This is a genomic window from Streptomyces sp. NPDC006997, assembly GCF_040635175.1.
GTDB lineage: Bacteria > Actinomycetota > Actinomycetes > Streptomycetales > Streptomycetaceae > Streptomyces.
Window position 1 is genome coordinate 127,902 of sequence record NZ_JBEYHH010000018.1, and the last position, 19,889, is coordinate 147,790.

At 72.4% G+C, this 19,889-nt stretch carries 13 protein-coding genes; 6 read left to right on the top strand and 7 right to left on the bottom strand.

The genetic code is table 11. The annotated features are described in order from the left end of the window. Positions 1-153: 153 nt before the first annotated feature. The 3 genes from ABZ659_RS19695 to ABZ659_RS19705 all read right to left on the bottom strand — a co-directional run bounded on the left by ABZ659_RS19695 (position 154) and on the right by ABZ659_RS19705 (position 4,278). Positions 154-2,589 (bottom strand): lamin tail domain-containing protein, encoded by a 2,436-nt coding sequence (locus ABZ659_RS19695; RefSeq protein ID WP_360221300.1) that lies wholly within the window; start codon positions 2,587-2,589, stop codon positions 154-156. 197 nt (positions 2,590-2,786) lie between these two features. Next, positions 2,787-3,614, bottom strand: coding sequence for a DUF2182 domain-containing protein (locus ABZ659_RS19700; RefSeq protein WP_360221303.1), 828 nt, complete (start codon positions 3,612-3,614; stop codon positions 2,787-2,789). Positions 3,615-3,621: 7 nt separating this feature from the next. After that, a complete protein-coding gene (locus ABZ659_RS19705; RefSeq protein WP_360221306.1) occupies positions 3,622-4,278 on the bottom strand; it encodes a DUF1326 domain-containing protein in 657 nt (218 codons plus the stop codon). Between the two features lie 310 nt (positions 4,279-4,588). Between ABZ659_RS19705 and ABZ659_RS19710 the strand changes: the two genes are divergently transcribed. Both ABZ659_RS19710 and ABZ659_RS19715 read left to right on the top strand, forming a co-directional pair. After that, a complete protein-coding gene (locus ABZ659_RS19710) occupies positions 4,589-5,836 on the top strand; it encodes a hypothetical protein (RefSeq protein WP_360221309.1) in 1,248 nt (415 codons plus the stop codon). Next, the gene (locus ABZ659_RS19715) at positions 5,833-6,432 is read left to right on the top strand and encodes a hypothetical protein (RefSeq protein WP_360221312.1); all 600 of its coding nucleotides are present in this window, start codon (positions 5,833-5,835) and stop codon (positions 6,430-6,432) included. Before ABZ659_RS19710 ends, ABZ659_RS19715 begins: the two co-directional genes overlap by 4 nt. A 40-nt stretch (positions 6,433-6,472) precedes the next feature. On the opposite strand, the gene ABZ659_RS19720 is transcribed toward ABZ659_RS19715, so the two are convergent. Further along, entirely contained in the window at positions 6,473-8,947 is a 2,475-nt protein-coding gene (locus ABZ659_RS19720) for a tetratricopeptide repeat protein (protein ID WP_360221315.1), read from the bottom strand. Between the two features lie 215 nt (positions 8,948-9,162). Between ABZ659_RS19720 and ABZ659_RS19725 the strand changes: the two genes are divergently transcribed. Further along, a complete protein-coding gene (locus tag ABZ659_RS19725; RefSeq protein WP_360221318.1) occupies positions 9,163-12,186 on the top strand; it encodes a tetratricopeptide repeat protein in 3,024 nt (1,007 codons plus the stop codon). Between the two features lie 379 nt (positions 12,187-12,565). Here ABZ659_RS19725 and ABZ659_RS19730 read toward each other — a convergent pair whose 3' ends face one another. Continuing rightward, positions 12,566-12,931, bottom strand: coding sequence for a hypothetical protein (locus tag ABZ659_RS19730; protein WP_360221321.1), 366 nt, complete (start codon positions 12,929-12,931; stop codon positions 12,566-12,568). A gap of 100 nt (positions 12,932-13,031) precedes the next feature. On the opposite strand from ABZ659_RS19730, the gene ABZ659_RS19735 reads away from it, so the two are divergent. Then, positions 13,032-13,697 carry a hypothetical protein gene (locus tag ABZ659_RS19735; RefSeq protein ID WP_360221324.1) on the top strand — a complete coding sequence of 222 codons (666 nt, stop codon included), beginning with the start codon at positions 13,032-13,034 and terminating at the stop codon, positions 13,695-13,697. 127 nt (positions 13,698-13,824) lie between these two features. Here the strand turns inward: ABZ659_RS19735 and ABZ659_RS19740 are convergent, their stop codons facing one another. Together ABZ659_RS19740 and ABZ659_RS19745 are read right to left on the bottom strand one after the other, a co-directional pair. Then, positions 13,825-15,105 (bottom strand): PE-PGRS family protein, encoded by a 1,281-nt coding sequence (locus tag ABZ659_RS19740; RefSeq protein WP_360221327.1) that lies wholly within the window; start codon positions 15,103-15,105, stop codon positions 13,825-13,827. 4 nt (positions 15,106-15,109) lie between these two features. Next, entirely contained in the window at positions 15,110-17,299 is a 2,190-nt protein-coding gene (locus ABZ659_RS19745) for an AAA family ATPase (RefSeq protein WP_360221330.1), read from the bottom strand. Positions 17,300-17,382: 83 nt separating this feature from the next. Here ABZ659_RS19745 and ABZ659_RS19750 point away from each other — a divergent pair, with 83 nt between their 5' ends. Then, entirely contained in the window at positions 17,383-18,189 is an 807-nt protein-coding gene (locus ABZ659_RS19750) for a metallophosphoesterase family protein (RefSeq protein ID WP_360221333.1), read from the top strand. A gap of 295 nt (positions 18,190-18,484) precedes the next feature. Then, on the top strand, positions 18,485-19,834 hold the full coding sequence (locus ABZ659_RS19755) for a phosphatase PAP2 family protein (protein ID WP_360221336.1): 1,350 nt from the start codon (positions 18,485-18,487) through the stop codon (positions 19,832-19,834). Positions 19,835-19,889: the final 55 nt, after the last annotated feature.

Genomic DNA, 19,889 nt, shown 5'->3' on the forward strand with positions numbered 1-19,889 from the left:
GAACCCCGCGCCCTCTTCCCGCCGCACGCCGCCGGACGGCACCTCCAGACGCCCCGGCGTACGGTCAGGGACCCGTGAGGTCCCTCAGGGGGAGACACGGAACGCGCAGGGGACGGCGAGTGCCGCCCCCTGCGCGTGCCTGCCGTTCGGTGACTACTTACGGCACTTGCCGACGTCGATCCGCACGATCTGCGGGTCGTGGTCGCTCGCCTGGTCGGCGAACTCGGCGTTGATGTGCACGATGTCGTAGTCGAAGCGGGTGATGGCCGGGCTGGTCAGGGTGTGGTCCAGAGTCTGCGAGTTGCCGTCGTAGACGTAGGTGTAGCGCTCGGCGGCGGGCAGGGTCCTCACCAGCGGGGTGAGGACACCGCCGTCGGTCAGGGTGCCGACGGTCTGCGAGAACTCGAAGTCGTTGAGGTCGCCGAGGACGACGGCCTTGGCGTCCTTGTCCACGGCGAGCAGCGACTTGACGAAGGTGTTGACCTCGGCGGCCTGCTGGTGGCGCTTGGTCTCGCTGCTCCGGGTCGGCTCCTGGTAGCGGCCGTGCAGGGGCTGGTCGCCGCCCTTGGAACCGAAGTGGTTGGCGATCACGAAGACGTTCTGGCCGTGGAAGCGGAACTCGCCCACGAGCGGCTTGCGGCTGTCGTCCCAGGCGTCGCTGGCGGGGTTGATCCGGCCGGGCGAGTACGTCAGCCGGGCGCCCTTCCTCGTCCTCACCACGCCGGTGGCGGTGGTGGCGTCGCCACCGGCCCGGTCGGTGAAGGAGACCCGCTCGGGGTTGTAGAGGAAGGCCAGCCGGATGTTGCCGCCGGGCTGGCCGCCGTCCTGGTTGTTCTCGGGGGAGACGTAGCGCCAGGAGTAGCCGGGGCCGCCGGCCGCGCGGATGGCGTCGGTGAACCGGGTGAGCGTGGCCTCGGCGGTGACGGTGCCGTCGTTCACGGGGCCGTTGTCGTCCTGGATCTCCTCCAGGGCGACGATGTCGGGCGAGTTGAGGTTGACGGCGACGCCCTCGGCGAGCCGGTCGAACTTCTCCTGCGCGTCGAGCGCGTCCAGGTTCTCCACGTTGTACGTGGCGACGGCCAGCTCACGGCCCTTCTGGCGGCGGGTCACCTCGCGCTGGAGGTCGTGGTCGGCGAGGGTGCCGAGGCGGGTGGCCTGGACGTTGTAGCCGCCGTAGGTGGCGTAGTCGAGGGGGCCGCTGGTGGTGCCGGTCAGCTCGTCGCCGACGTCCGCCTTCGGGATCGCGGCGGAGGCGTCGAGGGACATCACCTTGATACGGCCGGTGTTGGGCTGGTCGTAGGAGGAGTACAGCGTGCCGCCGCGGGCGCTCGGGCTCTCGTCCGGCTTGACGGTCACCCACACCTCCTTGTACGGGGTGGTGCCGCCGACGACGCGGGCGTCGGACAGTTCGACGCGCATCCCCTCCAGGGACTCGTAGAAGTCCAGGGCGTAGGTGTCCGGGGCGAGCGGGAGGGCGTCGATGCTGCCGCCCCCGGCGGTGGGCACATAGCCGTCCGGGACGCTCGTGGAGTCCAGGACGACGGCGTCGGGCACCGGGTTGCCGCCGGACAGCACGGTCTCGGTGGCGCCGGTGATCTCGGTGACCGACTGGCTGGTGCTGCTCGGGTAGTACTCGGTGACCTTGCCGCTGACCAGCACCGAGTCGCCGACGGCGACGGTGGGCGTGGCCGAGCCGGTGTAGACGAAGACGGCCTCGCTGGTGCGCGGGTCGGCGTCGGCGGACGGGTCCTGGATCCAGTAGCCGCGCGAGCCGCTGGCGCGGACGCCGGTGACGATGCCGGGGACGCGGGTGACGGTCTGCCCGTTGAGCGGGGAGAGCCGGGTGGTGCCCTGGAGGTCGTGCACACGGACGGTGCCGGGCTCGGTGGAGCCACCGTCGCCGCCGTCGCCGCCGCCCGGGTCGGTGCCCTCGGCGCCGGAGTTGACGGGGGTCGGCGCACCGGCCGCGAGGTCGGCGGCGTTGTCGTCGGTGTCGGCGAGCGTGGCGGCACGGGCGACGGACGCGGTGTTGGAGGCGCCGGTGGCGGGGCCGCCGCCCTCGCGGACGACCGCGCTGCCGTAGCCGACGAGGTCGACGATCCGGTCGTCGGCGGCGCAGTCCGCGGCGGTCTTGCAGGTCAGCGCGGTGGTGCCGGAGACCAGCGCGACGGTGCCGTTGCCGGCGCTCATCGCGATGGAGCCGCTGGCGTCGGGCGTGGGCAGCTCGGCCGTACCGCCGCTGCCCGCCGCCTCCGCGACCAGGTAGCGGCCACCGGGCGCGACGGACCCGTTGAGCGCGGTCACCTGCCACAGCGAGGACGCCGACGGCGATCCGGGCAGGTACTGCACGCTGTACCCGGCGAGGTCGTGGGCGGTGGTCCCGGCGTTGCCCAGCTCGATGAAGTCCCTGACGAGCGTGGCCCCGGAGTTGCCGCCGCCGCCGTACACCTCGGAGATGACGACGGTGGTGGACGGCGCGGCGTACGCGGCGGGCAGCGCGGTGAGGGCGAACGCCCCCGCCACGGCGACGGATATCACCGGATAGACGGCACGGCGCGTACGCCGTCCACTTCCTACGTTTCTGGCCACGCTCGGGGTCTCCTCGTACATCAGGGCGTCAGGACGTGGGGAGCCGGCTCGGTGGGGGGGAGTCGGCTCGGTGGGGGGAGTCGCTCAAGAGAGTCGGCTCAAGTTACGCGCGTAGAGGCGCAGTCGCCAAGGGGGAGGAGGTTAATTCCCGGGAACGAGTCAGACGCGGGTGGACGTGACGGGGAGCTGGCGCGCTCTCAGCGCCCGCCCGCCATGTCACCCATCGACGGGTCGCCCATGTCCAGTCCGGGCAGCGGCCAGTCCTGGAACGGGGCGAGGACGGCGAGGACGAGGAAGAGGGCGCCGACCGCCCGGCTGAGCCAGGGCCCGCCGCGCCACAGCTTCTCCAGGAAGATCACGGCCGCCAGACCGGCCATCGCCGCGATGTTCATGACGCCGAGCGGGACCAGCACGAGCATCAGGCCCCAGCAGCAGCCGACGCAGTACAGGCCGTGGTGGGCGCCGACGCGCAGGTCCTTGGCCCAGGGGTGGAAGCGCGCGTACCGCGCCAGCTGGGCCAGCGGGCTGCGGCAGTGCCGCAGGCACACGGTCTTCAGCGGCCCGAACTGCTGCGCCCCGGCGAGCAGGTAGACGCCCGCGCCGATCCAGCGGGCGGCGCCGGGGTCGGCGTCCACCAGGTCGCCCGCCGCCGCGAGGAGGCCGTACGCCAGCAGTCCGAACGCGGTCCAGGCGAGCAGGTAGCCGCCGACGAAGGCGCCGGTGCGCAGGGCGCGGGCCGTCCCCGAGGTGGTGCGGCCGATGGCCCGGACCCAGGTGAGGGCGACGGGCGCGACCGACGGCAGCATCATCGCCGCCATCATCACCACCCACAGCACCAGGAAGAGGGGCAGCGCCAGCCCCATGGTGCCGGGCTCCATCGCCATGTCCCGGGACTGGGCGACCGTGAGCACCCAGGCGAGGGCGGCGATCAGCACCATCAGCGCCCAGCCGACGGCCAGTTCGCGGCCGGGCGGCCGGGCGACGGGCGGGGCGGAGACGGGTGCGGACGCCCTCACGTCGCGCATACGACGCTCAGTCCGGCCCGGTCCAGTCGAAGGTGATGTGCTTGCTGGACTGCCCCTCCCGGCTCCACCGGAAGCCGAACGCGTCGGCGCGGTCGGCCGTGGAGCGCCCCCAGGTGGCGACCTGGCCGGGGCCGGTCTCCGAACCGGGCAGGTTGGTCGTCCGCACGCGCTCGCCCTTGGGCGTGGTCGGCCCGGTGAGGGCCTCGGCGCTCGCGGTGACCCGGCCGGGGACGCCGGCCCGCCAGCTGCCGAGGTCGTCGTCGATCTCGAACTGGATGGGCGCGAAGTCCATGCCGCGCATCTCCGCGCCCAGCATGGTGATCATCTCGTGGGGCCAGCTGCCCGCCTGCCCACCGAAGATCATCTGGAGGGCCTCGCGCTGGGCGTCGTCGGCCCGCTCGTCCAGGAAGACCGCGGCGTAGGCGTCGGAGTGCTCGGCCCACACGTTGCCGACGAACGAGCCCAGCATCAGGACGTTCAGCCCGTCGAGGGTGACGTCGCCGTAACGCCCTTCACGGATGTGCCACACCAGGACGCCGTCGCACTCGCCGTAGGTCGGCTTCTGCGCGAACGAGCAGGGGCAGGGGATGTCGCACCTGCAGGTGTCGAACCAGTCGCCGGAAGCGTGCCACCGCGGAATGGTCGGCGTCGTCGTGTCAGTCATGGTCGCCGCCTCCTCAGAACCTCACCTTTCATCGTCCCACCGGCACCTTCCGCTGTCCTGTTCGGCGGGGGGAGTCCTTGGCCGCCGCACCGTCCGGCGAGCGCCGGCAGGGCCCCGGCGGCGGCCGACCGCTCCCGGCGCGCCCCGCGCGTGGGGGCCGGTCGGGGTGCGCCGGGGCGCGGGGCGGGGCGCATCGGGGTCGGGTCCGGGTCGCGCAAGGGAGTTGCAAGGAGCCTGCAAGGAAAGTGCCGTGCCCGTCGGGCAAGCCCCTGCCGACTGCTGTACGCAGCGACGAGCGATGGGGGATCGCATGTCCGTCAGAACCACGAGACCGGCCCTGATCGAGCAGGGGCACTGGTTGACCGTACGGGACTGCAAGAGGGTGTTGGTGGTCGTGCACACGGTGACGTTCGCGCAGCGTCTGCGGGAGGTCTTCGACCTGCTGGAGGCCGACCGGCGCGTCCAGCTGGTCTTCACCGTGGCGCCCCATGCCTTCGGCGGCGGGGCGGAGCACTTCCTGCAGGGCCTGGGCATCACCACCGTCCCGTGGGAGGAGGCACTGCTCGGCGAGTTCGACCTGGCGCTGGCCGCGAGCTTCCGGGGCGTGCACGAACTGCGGACGCCGGTCGTCCGCGTCTCGCACGGTGCCGGACACATCAAGCCGCTCACCGATGTCACCCTGCTGGCACCGGGTGAGCCGCGGGTGCCGGGGATGCTGAGCCGCCAGCACCTGCTGCACGAGGGCCGCCTGTTCCCGGCGGCGGTCGGCTACGCCCATGAACGGGACGTGGCGGAACTGGCGCGGACCTGCCCGGAGGCGCTGGAGGTGGCGCATGTGGTGGGTGACCCGTGCGTCGACCGGATCACGGTCGGGAAGCCGCGGCGGGAGCGCTACCGTCGCGCGCTGGGCCTCGACCCCGGGGAACGGCTCGTGGCCGTCACCTCCACCTGGGGACCGGCCTCGACCTTCGAGCGGCTCGACTCCCTGCTGCCGCAACTGCTGAGCCAGCTGCCCGGCGACCGCTACCGGATCGCGATGCTGGTCCACCCCAACGTCTTCGCGGGCCACGGCGCCTGGCAGGTGCGCGGCTGGCTCGCCGACTTCCGCGCGGGGGGCGTCGCGGTGGTGCCGCCGGAGGCCGACTGGCAGGCGGTGCTGATCGCGGCGGACTGGATCATCGGTGACCACGGGGCACTGACCGCCTACGGAACGCTCACGGGCGCCACCGTGCTGCTCACGGCCGCCCCGCGGCGCGCGGTGTCGCCCTCGTCCCCGGCGGCGCTGCTGGCCGCCGTCGCGCCCGTCGTCTCGCCGGGGTATCCGCTGGCCGAGCAACTGGAGTACGCGGCGCGGTCGCGTCAGCCGGGGCAGTACGACCAGGTGACGGCCTCGCTGTCGTCGGTGCCCGGCGAGTTCCACCGCCGTATCCGCTCGGTCGTCTACCGCCTCCTCGACCTGGGCGAACCCGCCCGTCCGCCGTTCGTGGGGCCGCCCCCGTCCCCGCCACCGCTGTCCTGGTGGGAGGCGTCGCACGCCGACCGGGGAGCGGTGCGATGAGGAGCCGGTGGCAGCCGACGTCCCGGTCCGCGCTCGTGGCGGACCCGGGGGCGGTGGCCGGGTGGGGCACGGTGTGCTTCGCGGCGGCCGGCGCGGCGGGGGGTACGGGTCAGCCGGTCCGTCTCGTCTGGGGGACCGGCTCGGGTCCGGCGGTCGTCCGTACCGACGCGCCGCTGTCTCCGGGCACCGGTCAGCCGTACCCGTTGCGGTGTCCGTCGCCGTGCGCGCATCCGCCCGGCTCGCTGCCGTGCGACGCGCATCTGTGGGCCGACGCGGACGTCCGGGGCACACCGGGCCTCAGGGAGCAGGCCGATGTGCTCGTGAGCCGTGCGCCGCTTCCGTGTCCGGCGGCCCGTCGCCGGGTGCGGGAGTTGCTCGACGGCCATCCGGGGTGCCTCGTCGCCGTGGTGCCGGGGACGGCCACCGGGTGCGTCGTGGGCGTGCGCGACCGCGCCGTACGGGGTGTGCGGTGGGCGTGGGTGGAGCGGTGCGGGCCGGTCACGGCCCGGGCCGTCGCCTCGGTGGCCCACGCGTGGGCGGCGGCCGGTGGCGAGCCGGGGGCGCTTCGGCGGGTGACGGGGCCGCCTCCGGCGTGATCCGCGCGCGGGGGGAGCGGCCGGCTGCGGTGGCGGGTGCTCACAGCTGCCGCAGCCGGTCGTCGAGGCGGTCGGCGTCCGCGGGGCTCAGCCGTCGGAAGAGGTCCCGGGCGGCGGTGTAGTGGTGGGCCGACCGTTCCCGGTCGCCGTCCGCCTCGGCGGCCATGCCGAGCCACTCCAGGCAGCGCGCCTCCCAGAACTGCGCTCTCGTGCCGCCCGCCCGGAAGCGCGCCAGCGCCTCCCGTAACCGCCGTACGCCTTCGGTGCGGTCCCCGGCGCGGTCCAGGACGTGGCCGAGCAGGGCGAGCGCCCGGGTGGCCTCGTACGTCTCCCCGAGCGCCGCGAGCTCGTCACCCGCCCGGTGGAGCCGCGCCGCGGCGGCGGTGAGGTCGCCCGAGGCGAGCGCGGTCTCGCCGAGACGCAGCCGGCTGAGCGCGGCCCCGCGCCGGTAGCCGATCGACTCGCGCAGCCGCAGCGCCTCCTCGAACCGGTCGCGGGCCTCGTCGAGTCGGCCGGTGAGGAGGCTGAGGTGGCCCAGTCCGTTCACGGCCTGCGCCTGCTGCCGGGTGTCCCCGTCGGCGAGGGCCAGCGCCAGCGCCTGCCGGTACCAGTCGGCCGCCTCCTCGTACCGTCCGGCGGCGCGCAGGCTGAGCGCGCCGGAGGTGAGCATCCGGCCCTCACCCGGTCGTGAACCGCTCCGGCGGGCCGCCTCCAGTCCGAGGCGGTGTGACTCGATCGCGATCTCGGAGACGTGGAACCGCTGGACCAGGGGCCACATGAGGTCCGTCAGACGCCAGCAGGAGGTGTGCCAGCCCGCGCGGGCGCAGAGCCGTACCGCGCCCATCAGCCCGTTGCGGTGGGTGTCCAGCCAGGCCAGGGCCTCCTCGGGGCCGGTGAGGGCGGTGGGCGCGACGGTGCCGGCGGGGAGGTCGTGCCCGGGCAGCGGATGGCTCGGGGTGAGGATCCGCTCCGCCGAGGCCGCGGTGGCCAGGCACCAGTCGACGTACCGGCGCAGCGTCCGTTCGCGCTGCTCGCGGTCCTCCCCCTCCTCACCGAGCCGACGGGCGTGCGGCTGCACGAGGTCGTGGAAGCGGTAGGTGTCCGGCCCCGTCTCCTCCAGCAGGTTGGCCTCGACGAGGGCGTGGACGGCGGTGTCCACCACGTCCGCGGTGGGCGCCCCCTCCCCGTCCGCCGCCGCGACCGCGGCCAGCGTCATGAGGTCGTAGCGGTCCGTCGGCAGCAGCCCCATCCGGCGGTACAGCCGGGCGCTCTCCTCCGGCAGCAGGGCGTACGACATGTCCAGCGCGGTACGCATCACGGCCTCCCCGTCGACGTGCAACTGCCCTATGGCGCCCTGTCCCTGGGACAGGCTCTCCGCCAGCGCGGCCAGGGACCGGTGCGGGCGTACGGCGAGCTGCGCCGAGGCCAGGCCCACGGTCAGGGGCAGACGGCCGCACAGCCGCACCACCTCGTGCGCGGCGGCGGGCTCCAGCGCGACGCGTGTTCCGCCGCCGAGGGCCAGCAACTCGACGGCGAACTCGGTCGGCAGCCCTTCGAGGCGGTGCAGGCAGGCGCCGTCCACCCGGAGCCCGGTCAGGTTGTTCCTGCTGGTCACCACGGTGAGGCTGGTCGGCGAGGCGGGCAGGAGGGGCCGTACCTGGGCGGCGGTGACGGCGCTGTCGAGGAGCACGGCCAGCCGTAGCTCCGAGGTCATCGAGCGCCAGAGCGCGGTGCGCTGGGCGATCCCGGCCGGTACCGAGGGTGCTCCCAGCGCGGTCAGGAACGCCTCCAGCACCGTGGAGGGGGAGGCGGGCCCGCCCTCGCCGCCGTCCACGGTCTGACCGGACAGGTCGGCGTAGAGCTGCCCGTCGGGGAAGCCGCTCGCGTGCCCGTGCAGCCAGTGGCTGGCGAAGGCGGTCTTCCCGGCGCCGGCGAGTCCGCTCACGACCAGGACCTGGGGCGCGTGGCCGGAATGCCCGGCCCGCCACGCGTCCAGGGCCTGCCGGTCGGCCTCGCGGTCGAGGAACCGGGCGGTCACCGGGGGCAGCTGCCGGGGTACGGGGGTACGGGGCGCGGGCGTCGTGGGCGGCGGGTGGAAGTGGACGCCGCCGTGGACGGTCCCGGCCTGGACGGTGGGGCCGTGGAGTACGGCGGCTCCGCTGATGGTGTTGGCGGTGGTCGCCGCCGCCTCGGAGGACGCCGCCGGTCCGGGCGGTCCGGGCGGCGCGTGCCGCCGGAGCCACTCGGTGAGCGCGCTCGCGGTCGCGGCGTCCCGGGCGGCGATCGCGGTCAGCGTCCGGGCCAGCTCCTGCCAGCGGGCGGCCTCCGGTCCCTGCTCCTGGGGCTGCCCGGGGTCCGGACCCGGCAGCCGGAGCCGGGCCACCGCCGCGTCGGCGCGGGCCGCGACGGCCACCACCCGCGCCAGTTCCTGCCACGCGGACGACTCCTGGTGCGCACGGTGGGCGACCATGGCCGACAACAACACCTCCAGCCCGCTGTAGGGGAACGCTCCCACGTGCGTAACTCCTCTCGCCGCGTGGAAGGTCACTCCCCGCTCTCGGCTCGATGCGAACGGAAATCGATTGTTTATCGGTCAATTTGAGACTCGTCGAGTCGCCGTCTGGTCCACCGTGCGGGGTTCATGACACGCTCCCGTTCCCGGGGACAGCAGGCCCTACCGGCGGGAGGACGCTGGTGGAGTTCGAGATACGACTCTCAGGAGCGGTCGAAGTGCGGGCTGCCGACCGACGCGGTGACCTCGGCTCCACGAAGACGCGTCTGACCTTGGCGTCCCTCGCCTGGGACGCGGGCCGCACCGTCGGCGTGGAGACCCTCGTCCACCGCATCTGGGACGACCACCCGCCCGGGAAGCCCCGCGAAGCGCTGCACGTCCACGTCTCCCGGATCCGTGCCGCCCTGCGCACCGCCGGGGACGACGCGCCCCGGATCGTCAGCCGCACCAACTCCTATGTGATGTACGTCGATCCGGACCGCGTGGACCTGCGCTGCTACACGAGCTGCGTGGAGCAGGCCCGGTCCCTGCGGGCCAGCGACGACGAGGAGGCGGCCCTGCGGCTGCTGGACCGGGCGGACCGGTGCTGGCACGGCGAGCCGTTGGCCGGGATGACCGGCTCCTGGGCCGAGCACCTGCGCGCCAGCGTCGGTGAGACCAGGCTCGCCGCCGCGATGATCCGCACCGAGATCCTCCTCGGCGAGGGGAAGTTCGCCGACGCCGTCCCCGTCCTGCGTCCGTTGGCCGGGGAGTACCCCCTCGACGAGGCGCTGGCCGAGCGGCTGGCCGTCGCGCTGTACGGCAGCAACCGCACGGCGGAGGCGACCCGGCTGCTCCAGCGGACCCGGCAGCGCGTCGTCCGTGACGTCGGCCTCGACGCGGGCCGCGGCCTGCACCGCGTCCATCAGGGCATCCTGTCCGGCATCCCGGCGGCGGCCCTCTTCCGGCAGGACGGCGGCGCCGGGGTGAGGCCCACCCGCCCGGCCCGCCGGGTCCCGGACAACCTGCCCCGGGACATCCCCTGGATCGGCCGCCGCGACGAGGTGCGCCTGCTCACCTCGGCACTCTCCGAGGGGCAGGGGGCGTCGGGGGTGGTGGTCACCGTCGAGGCGATCGACGGGATGCCCGGTGTGGGGAAGACCGCGCTGGCCACGCACATCGGACATCGAATGCGGGAGAGGTTCCCCGACGGGACCGTCTTCCTGGCCCTCGGCGGCTCCGCGGACCGGACGGCCACGCCCCCCGCCCGTGCCCTGACCGAACTGCTGCGCCTGCTCGGCACGGAGTCCCGGGAACTCCCCCACACGGAGGACGAGTTGGTCGCCCTCTGGCGTTCCGCCGCCCGCGACCGGCGGATGCTCGTGATCCTGGACGACGCCGCCTCCTCCGACCAGGTCGCCCCGCTGCTCCCGGGTGCCTCCCCTACCGCCGTCATCGTGACCAGCCGCCGACGGCTCCCGGGCCTGCCCGGCGTACGCCCGCTCTCCCTCGACGTGCTGCCGCCGGCGGACGCCGTGGCGCTCTTCACCCGGCGGCTCGGCGCACGGAGCGGCGTCGACGCGACCGACACGGCGGAGATCGTCCGGATCTGCGACTACCTGCCGCTCGCCATCGAGATCGCCGCGAGTCGCCTGCTCGCCCGCCCCTCCTGGACGACGGCCGATCTGCTGCGCCAACTGCGCGGAGCCCAGCTGACCCACCTGCACGACGGCGAACGGGCGATGTCCCACGTCTTCGCGCTGTCGTACCGGGCGCTCACCGCCGAACAGCAGCTGGTGTTCCGGCGCGTCGGACTGCACACGGGCCTGGAGTTCGAGGCGCACGCGGTGGCGGCGCTCACCGGTCTGTCCGCGGAGGCGGCCGGGCGGGCGCTTGAGGAACTTCAGATACATCACCTTCTGATCGAAAAGTCACCACACCGGTTCACCATGCACGATCTTCTGCGCAGCTATGCCCGCTCGTTGGTGGAGACCGGTAACGACGATTCCGCGGAGGACTCCCGGCAAGCGGTGCGCCGACTCACGGATCACTACATCCGGACCGCGGACCGGGCGGACCGGCTGGCGTACCCCGTCCGCTCCCGTATCGACATCGGCACCAGAAGCCCTGGTCCGCCGGGCCCGGAACTCGCCGACTCGCAGACGGCCGAACAGTGGCTGATCACCGAGCGCGCCAATCTCCTGAACACGCTGGACTGGCTTACGGATCACGGAACGGAACCCCAACTCGCGCGCGGAGTCCACGCGTTGGCGGGCTTCCTGGAAATGGAAGGCCACCTCGTCGCCGCCGAACCACTGCTGCGGCGGGCCGTCGCCCACTGGCGCGCCGCGGGCGACAGCGCGGCCCGGGCACGCGCCCTCCTCGACCTCGCCGCCGTCTACAGCCACAGCGCCCGCTACGCCGAGGGGATCTCGGTCGCCAACGAGGCGTTGGAGGCCGCGCGCGCCCTCGGTGACCTGGAACTGGAGAGCGAGTGCATCCACCAGCTGTCGATCCCGCTGTGGCAGACCGGCCAGTACGCCCAGGTCCGGACCCTGCACAGGCATTCGCTGGATTTTCTGTCGCAAACAAACAACAAGCGCCAGACCGCGCGCAGCCGGAACATGCTGGGAATAGCCCACCTCCACCTGGCGGAGAACCAGGAGGCGCTGGAGTGCTTCAGTCTGGCGCTCGCCGGTTTCACGCAGATCGGCGATGAGCGCGGGCGGTACAGCGCGCTGAACAACATTGCGAAGCTGTGCCAGAGGATGGGTGATCTGGAGGCGGCAGAAAGTGCTTATCGTGAGGCGATAAGCATTGCGGAGGGAATGGGTAACAGGCGGGAAAAGGCCACCCTTCACATGAACCTGGCCAGCGTTCTGGACAGCCTGGGGAAAACTGATGACGCCCTGGCCCTCTACGGCGAAGCCATTCCGGTACTGCGCGCCGTGGGGGACCGCCGGGCGGAGGCCATCGCCCTGAACGGGACGGGCCGGGCCCACCGCGCCGCTGGTCGGGCCGAGGACGCCCTCCCCTGGCACGTCACCGCGCTTGCGGTGATTCGCCGCATTCACGCGGTAAGTGAGGAGGCCGACGTGTTGTACGACCTGGCCCTCACGGAACGTGCCACGGGTCGGATGAAACAGGCCGTTGGGCACTTGGAGGAGAGCAGGTCGGTCAGCCGAGCACTCCAGGCCCCGGCGGAGGAGGCCCGAGCGGATCGGGTGCTGGCTGAGATGCGCGAGGCGTCCTCGGCGCGCTAGGATCGGGCAACCAACGGCGCCGGTATCGCACTCGATATGGAATAAACGTTGCGCTTCTGTGTGTCCTGGTGTAGATGCAAATCGCAGCGCACTTGGAAGGTAAATGCTCCACATAAATAAATACCGCGCCGCTCTTATCGGCCTCGGTCTGACCTGTCTGCCCTATGCAGTCGTAATGCTGAGCGGCGTGTTCGGGCAAGGCGGCGCGGCGTAACGGTTCCCCTCGGGTGGGAGGGCCGCCGGTCCCTCCCACCCGGGACCCGAACAGGGCTGTTCGGTCCCCGCACCCCCAACGACGATCATGTGCGCGGCACGCATGACGACGGCATGTCCCACCCGTCCTCGCCCTCGGCGCCGCGGTCGCTGGCCTGGCAGAGCGTCACCCTCGCCCGAACACCTTCCTCCGGGTGCCCGGGTCCAGGAAGACCGTCTCGCCGGCGGCGTCGTCCAGGGCGTCGTTGCCGGTGATGGCGTAGACCTCGCCGTTCCCGGCCACGGTCAGGCCCTCCAGCTTCTCCTGCGTCCAGCCGTGGGTGGCGCGCAGCGCGGGCGGGACGTCGTACGCGAGCCGCTTGGGGAGGACGGGCAGGGTGCCGGACGGGGCGTGCGGAGGAACACAGGCCGAAGACCACGCGACGCGAACGGCGCGCGGGCCCCCGGGGCGGGCGGCAAGGAGAACAGAACGTTTCCCAGCCCCGAACAACAAGCCGCGGAACGAACAATTCAGTTCGACGCTTTCCGGCACCTTCGGCGGCACCGCCAAATAACTGCGGGAATTCCTTGCGTCACGACTAATCTGAGGCCGCTTCCTTTCCACCCATACGTAAGGAATAGCCGTGCGACGCATGACGTCCGTCCTTTTGTCCCTGACCGCCGTGGTGGCCGCCTCCGCCCTGGCCGTGCCCACCGCCGGAGCCGCCCCGCAGACCGACCGGACCACCGCCGTACCCAGCGGCTGGAAGGCGGTGGGCCCCGCTGAAGTGGCGCGCATAGCCGAGGAGTCGGGCGCGCAGCGGACCCCGCTCACCTCCGGCGACGGCGTCTCCGCCACGGCCGCCGAGGCCGACCTGCTGGCGATCAAGTCGGTCCGCAACAGCAAGTTCGTCGCCACGGAGAAGAACTACGCGGCCCCGAACACCGGCGTCCTGCGCGCCCGCTCCGCCGCGTACGGCGGCTCCTGGGAGGGCTTCGCCCTCGAATGGGACGAGACCACCGAGACGTACGCCCTGAAATCCCTCGCCAACGACCGTTACGTGGCCGTGGAAAAGAACTTCACGGGCAGCGCCCAGAACGTGCTGCGCGCCCGTTCCACCACGGTCGGCGGCTGGGAGCGCTTCACCCTCTACTACAGCGAGACCCTCGACCACTGGGCCCTCCAGTCCAACCTGAACAACATGTTCGTCGCCATGGAGAACAGCTACACCGGCACCCTCCAGTACGCCCTGCGCGCCCGCTCCACGGACATCTCCGGCTCGTGGGAGGAGTTCGACTTCCTCCCGCTGGAGGGCTGACACGGACGCCCCGGCACACAGCAGCGCCCTCTGCCCAGCCTGACCGGGCAGAGGGCGCCGGCACCGTGTCCTCTCAGCGGAACGACCGGACCATCCGTGTCGGACCACGACTGTGCGTCGAGGCCGGTCACGGTACGGCCGCAGTGGACGAGGCGAACGCGGCGATCGCGCCCCGCAGGGGGCCGGTGGCGTCCTTGGGGGAGGCGCGGGTGTCCAGGCCGAGCACCCTGATGATCCCGAGTCGGCCGCGGGGTCCCTCGACCACGAGGTCGCGTGGGGGGAGGGGGCCGTGGGGTGCGGGGTGGACCACGAGGGCGACGGGGTGGTCCGGGGTCGTGTAACCGGCGATGTAGGTCAGGAGCTGGTGACGGTCGGGAGAGGAGACGTTCCTCGTCGCGTAGTTCTTGTACTTGGCGTCGACGACGAGGTAGCGCGATGTGCCCGGCTCCTCGGTGGGTGAGGGGAAGGCCAACAGGACGTCGGGGTCGAACGCCGGTTTCCTGTCACCCAGCCCGCCGTGGGTGCGGATGGCTCCTTCACCCTTCCGCGCGCCCCTGCCGCCCACGGCCACGGCCGCGTCGACCGCCATCCGTTCGACGACCTTCTCCCACAGGCGGTTCAGGTCGAGCAGGAGGCTCTTCGCCCCGAACCCGTACGGGTCGAGCAGGTCCGTGACGCCCCCGCCCCCGAGCACCATGCGGGCCCAGGCGTGGGCGGCCCGGTAGTGGGTGTTCAGCCGGGTGTACTGGCCTCGTGCCAGCAGCGGCACCGCGTCGAGCGGGCGGCGCGGGGACGGGAACCGCGCCGCGGTGTCGAGCAGCCGTCGGGTCTGCTCCGGGTCGGTCGAGCGCTGGGCGGCGACGGTGAGGGCGGCGCCGCACACCAGGTTCTCCCAGCCGCCGTCCTCGTACTCGAAGGTCTGGAGGTGGAGCCGGTCCACCGCGCCGTAGCACCGGGTCGCCTGCGCCTCGACGTCGAGTCGGCCGCGCAGGGCGGTGTCGATCCGGGGGCGGCGTACGTAGTCCCGGCGCAGGCCGCGGCGGAGCAGGAGGCGGCACTCGTGCAGCAGGGCGGCGGGGACCAGACCGGCGTAGCCGTCCCGGCCGAGGGGCCAGTCGCGCAGTGTCTCGTCGGGCTCGCGCTGGTGGTTGGCGTAGCAGAGCCAGTCGATCAGCCGCTTCCCGGGGATCGGGAACTTGGGGCGCAGCACGAGCCGGAGACGTTCGAGTTGGAGTACGCCGGTGGTCGACCGGGCCTTCAGCGCGTATCCGGCGCGGACCTCGACGACGCTGACGGCACTGACCGAGCGAAGCTTGGCCAGGTCGTCGCCGGAGAGCCGGGAGCGCGGCACGACCGCGGCCCGGTGCTCGGTGAGGACCACCTCGGACCGCGCGGTGCTCACGGGCATGGGGCTACGCTCCGGCCCATTCGACGGCGTCGGGGTCCTCGGGGAGTTCCTCGCCCGCGACCTCGGAGGTGGCGAACTCCTCGGCCAGCAGGCCCGGCAGGTCCTGCGGGTTCGTCTGGACGACCCGCCCCGTCCCGTCGTCCACCAGCCTGCCGAGAACCTTCCGCAGCAGGTCCGGCTGGCTCAGGCAGTAGTCGGAGACGAGCGGCACGATCTCGTGGTGGAAGGCGTGGGAGAGCTGTTCGGCGCTGTGCAGCGGCTGGTCGCCGTTGAGCAGGTAGGCGTGGCCGATGAGGTGGTCAGGTCCGAAGGATTCGTCGAGTTTGGCGTTCAGCCCTTCGAGGAAGACCGCCAGGTCCAGTCCCTCGACCTCGCCGTCGAGCACGTCGGGGTCCGGGGCCACGTCGTAGAACGCGAAACGGCGTCGGATCGCGGCGTCGATGTGTCCCACGCTGCGGTCGGCGGAGTTCATCGTGCCGATGATGCGCACGTTCCGCGGGACGGTCTGCTGACGGCCGCTGGTGGGCAGCGTGATGGAGACGGAACCCCGTTTGTCGAGTTCGAGCAGGGTGATCAGCTCGCCGAGGACGCGTGGCAGGTCACCCCGGTTGATCTCGTCCACGACGATCAGGAAGGTCTCGTCGGGGGCGGTCTCCGCCGCCGCGCAGACGCGGCGGAACAGGCCGTCGGTCATGGCCAGGTTGAGCCCCGTGCCGTCGGCGGCCGGGTTCGGCTTGAACCCCTCGATGAAGTCCTCGTAGCCGTAGGACGGGTGGAAGGTCACCATCGTCAGCCGCGCGGCCTTCGCCCCGGCGGGCACCTGCGACAACTCGGCGAGGATCCGTCCCCGCTCCTCCGGCGGGGCGTCGATGGCGTCGGCCCGGCCCGCGAGGGCCAGGGCGACGCTGAGCGCCAGCCGGGTCTTGCCGGTGCCGGGTGGGCCCTGGAGCACCACCTGCCCCTTGTGGTCGAGTAACTCCCGTACCTGGCGTACCGAGTCGGGGAGGTCGTCGTCCGCTCCGGAGCCCGGCGGTGGCCCGGTCTCCGCGACGGCTGGCGGGCGTACGTCCCGGATCTCCCTCCACAGGGTGGCGGGGACCTTGACGAGGGTCTGCTGCCAGGCGTGCCGCGGTGTGTCGAAGACCTGGGCGTAGGAGGTGTCCCAGCTCACCCCCACCGTGTGGCGGTGGTCCGGCGCGCCGGTGTCGTAGGAGTAGCCGTCCTGGACGGTGCCCACCGCCAGTACCTCGGACTTGCCCCGGTTCGCCACGACCAGGTCTCCCGGTTCCAGGTCCCGGAAGGCCAGCATCTGCCGGGCGAGCCTGAGGTTCCCTCCCGTGCTGTGGGGCCAGTACTGGTTGAGCGCCTCCCTCAGGTCCTGGTCACTCTCGTACTGGCTGAGGCTGCCGACCTCGTCCCAGCCGATCCGGATCCGCCCGTTGGCGAGGCAGTCGTCCCACAGACTCGCCTGCCGCCCGGGCGCGATCTTCCAGACCACGCGGTCCTTGGGCCGCGGATCGTGGAAGGCGTACAGGAACCTCGTCACCTCGTGCGGGGTCCTGCCCTGGAACTCCGGCACCTCCCGCACCAGCGACAGCAGCTCGCGGTTGGCCCGCCAGGTCCGGGTGCCCGAGGAGTACTTGTGCGGTCTGCCGCCCAGCAGCGCGGTGAAGTGGCGGACGTGCGAGGCGGAGAAGACCGGCAGGAAGTCGTCGGGGAAGTAGACCGCCAGCGCCTTGGTGGTCAACGCCTGCCCGTACGACAGGGACTCCAACTCGTCGATCTGCTCGTACCGTCGACCGGCCGTCGCCTCGAAGGCGGAGACGAACTCGGCGCGGACCTCCGCCCACGCCTCGTGCACGGAGAGCTTCCGCAGCGAGCTGGGTACGACCCGCCACTCACCGGTCCGGTGCTGGTAGACGATGTGCTTGGCCGCGCTGCCGCCGCGGATGCTGCCGACGGCGTTGGTGCCGTACTCCAGCAGGCGGCAGAAGGAACGGCCCGGGGCGTGGTAGGTCGCCGGGCCGAGCGCGTACCGCTCCAGGGGCAGCCGGGGCCAGTCCTGGAGCGGGAACTCCGCCCGTACCCGCTGCCGTTCCTCCGCCGCTCTCTCGCCGGAGCGCCTGGCCGCGTCCCAGTCGAAGGCCGCGACGCGTAGCTCGATGCCGTCCCTGAAGTCCCCACCCTCAGCCATGCGCGCATTCTTCCGTATCCTCCGCCGCCGGGCGGGCCGATATCCGGATGCCCGTCGACACGGGTGGCTGCCAGGATGCCGCCATGCCTGCCCCCCTCGAACGCATCGCGCTGATCTCCGACGTGCACGGGAACCTGACGGCGCTGGAAGCGGTGTTGGACGACATCGGCGCCCGTGGGGTGCGCCGGGTCCTCAATCTGGGGGACTACGTCGGGAAGGGGCCGCGCGGCCGGGAGGTGATCGACGTGTGCCGGGAGCGGTGTGAGGTCAACCTGCTCGGGAACTGGGACGACTTCCTGCCCGACCCGGACCGGACCCATGACAGCGAGGCCCTGTCCTGGTGGCTCGGCCAGCTGTCCGAGGGGCAGGGGAGCTGGCTGCGCGGGCTGCCGTTCAGCCATGACTTCCTCGTCAGCGGTCGGCGGGTACGGCTGTTCCACGCGTCCCCGGCCTCCGTGCACCGCAGGGTCCGCTTCGACCACGACGAGAGCGAGTTCCTGGAGATGTTCGCCAACACCCCGGCCACCGGCGACGGACCGGTGCCCACGGTCGTGGGGTACGGGGACACCCACGACGCGTACTACGAGGTCGACCGGGAACGCCGTACGTTGTTCAACACCGGGAGCGTCGGCAACAGCCTCGACGACCCGACCCCGGTGTACGTGATCGTCGAGGGCGTCGTGGGCTCGACGGCCGACGCGCCCTTCTCCCTGCAGTTCGTGCGCGTCCCGTACGACGTCGAGGCCGAACTCGCGGTGGCCCGGGAGACGGGGATGCCGGAGTTCGACGGCTACGCCTCGGAACTGCGCCACGGGATCTACCGGAGTGACGCCGCCAACGGCAGGTCGCCGCGGTACCACCGTCGGGGCCCGGACGTCACGGCGTCCTGAGGCCCGGCCGGGGCGGGCGGCCCGGCACTGTGACACAACCATATTGACCTGCGCAATCGCGCTGTGCTTCGCTCTGCGCCGGAAGCTGTGGGAAGGCTGTCGGAACGCGAGGCGTGATCTGTCCGTCTTGCCTCCGGCGAGCCGCTTCTCCTCCCGGCGTCCGCCCCCGCACGGGCAACATCTAGCAAAGCTGACCAAATTGAGACATGTGCCACCGCCCCCGTCCCAGGGCTCTGACCGAATACCCGGGATATCCCCAGAAATAGGGGTGTTCGGGAAGTCCGGGATATCTCGGATGTCCGCGCTCAGGACCGTCGTCGTCACGGCGGCCGTCGTGGGGCTCGGGTTCCTCGTCGCGCTGGAGTTCGCCGCCCGGCACTACGGCGTGGCGGGGCCGGTCACCAACCAGGTGCGGGAGGTGGTGTACGCCCCCAAGTCGGGCGGTCTGCTGTACGCCTCCATGGCGCTGATGATGGTGGTGCTCTCCTGGCGGGAACGTTTCGTCGCCCTGGGTGCGGCGATCGGCGTCGACCTCGTCTTCTGGGCGGTCCGGGCCACGTTCGACATCGACACGGGCGGCGGCCACCCCTTCGGGAACGGCGCCCTGTGGGCCGTCCTGGGCTGCGCGGTCGTCGCCGTCACCCGGCGGGAGGGGGCGGAACGGGTCCTGCTGCTGAAGGGCGCCGGGCTCGGGCTGCTGCTGATGACGGGGCGCAAGACCGGTGACACCTGGCTGTTCATCACCGCGCAGACCCGGCCCGGCGTGCTCGACCAGTTCGTGGCCACCGCCGACCAGGCGCTCGGCAACCCGTCGTGGCTCGTCGGGCGGGTCGTGGAGGCCACCGGGCCGGTCGGGTTCAACTTCCTCGACTTCGTCTACGGCCAGCTCCCCGTCGCCGCCGTCATCGCGGCGCTGTACCAGCTGCGGCACGTGGCGGCCGAGCGCCGCTTCCCGCGCCACCACCTGGTGCGTACGTTCCTGGTGATCGGGCTCCTCGGGCCCGCCTTCTACATGATCTTCCCGGTGGTCGGACCGGTCTTCGCCTACGGCACCGGCACCGAACACTGGGCCGACATCAGCCTGTGGGCACCGGACATGCCGCCCACCACACCGTGGGCCGTGGCCACCGTGTGGCCGCAGACGCTGCCGCCGATCAGCGTCCCGCACTCCATGCCGTTCGACGCGATCACGCCACGGAACTGTATGCCCAGCCTGCACACGGCCTGGGCCACCGCCATCTTCCTCCACACCCGCCAGGCCCCCCGGCTGCTGCGCCACGCCGGGACGTTCTGGCTGGCCGCCACGCTCTGCGCGACGCTCGGGTTCGGCTACCACTACGGCGCCGACCTCGTCGCCGGTGTGGTGTTCACGCTCACGATCGAGGCGGCCCTGCGCACCTACGACCACGGCTGGGACCGGTCAGGCGTCCGGCTGGTCGCCTACGGGACCGCGGTCTTCACGGCCTTCCTGCTGTCGTACCGCTGGCTACCGCTCCAGATGGCCCACCACCGGTGGCTCGCCGGGCCGCTGCTCCTGCTCGCGACGGGGTCGGTGGTCTACGGGTACGTCCGCACCACCGGAGCGTGGGCGCGTCGGATCCCCACCGTCACGGGGCGCCCCGAGCCGCAGCCCGAGCTGATCTGAGCCGTCCCGGCCGCCGCGTTCCGGGTCCGTGCGGGCGGCGCGTGCCGTGGTCCAG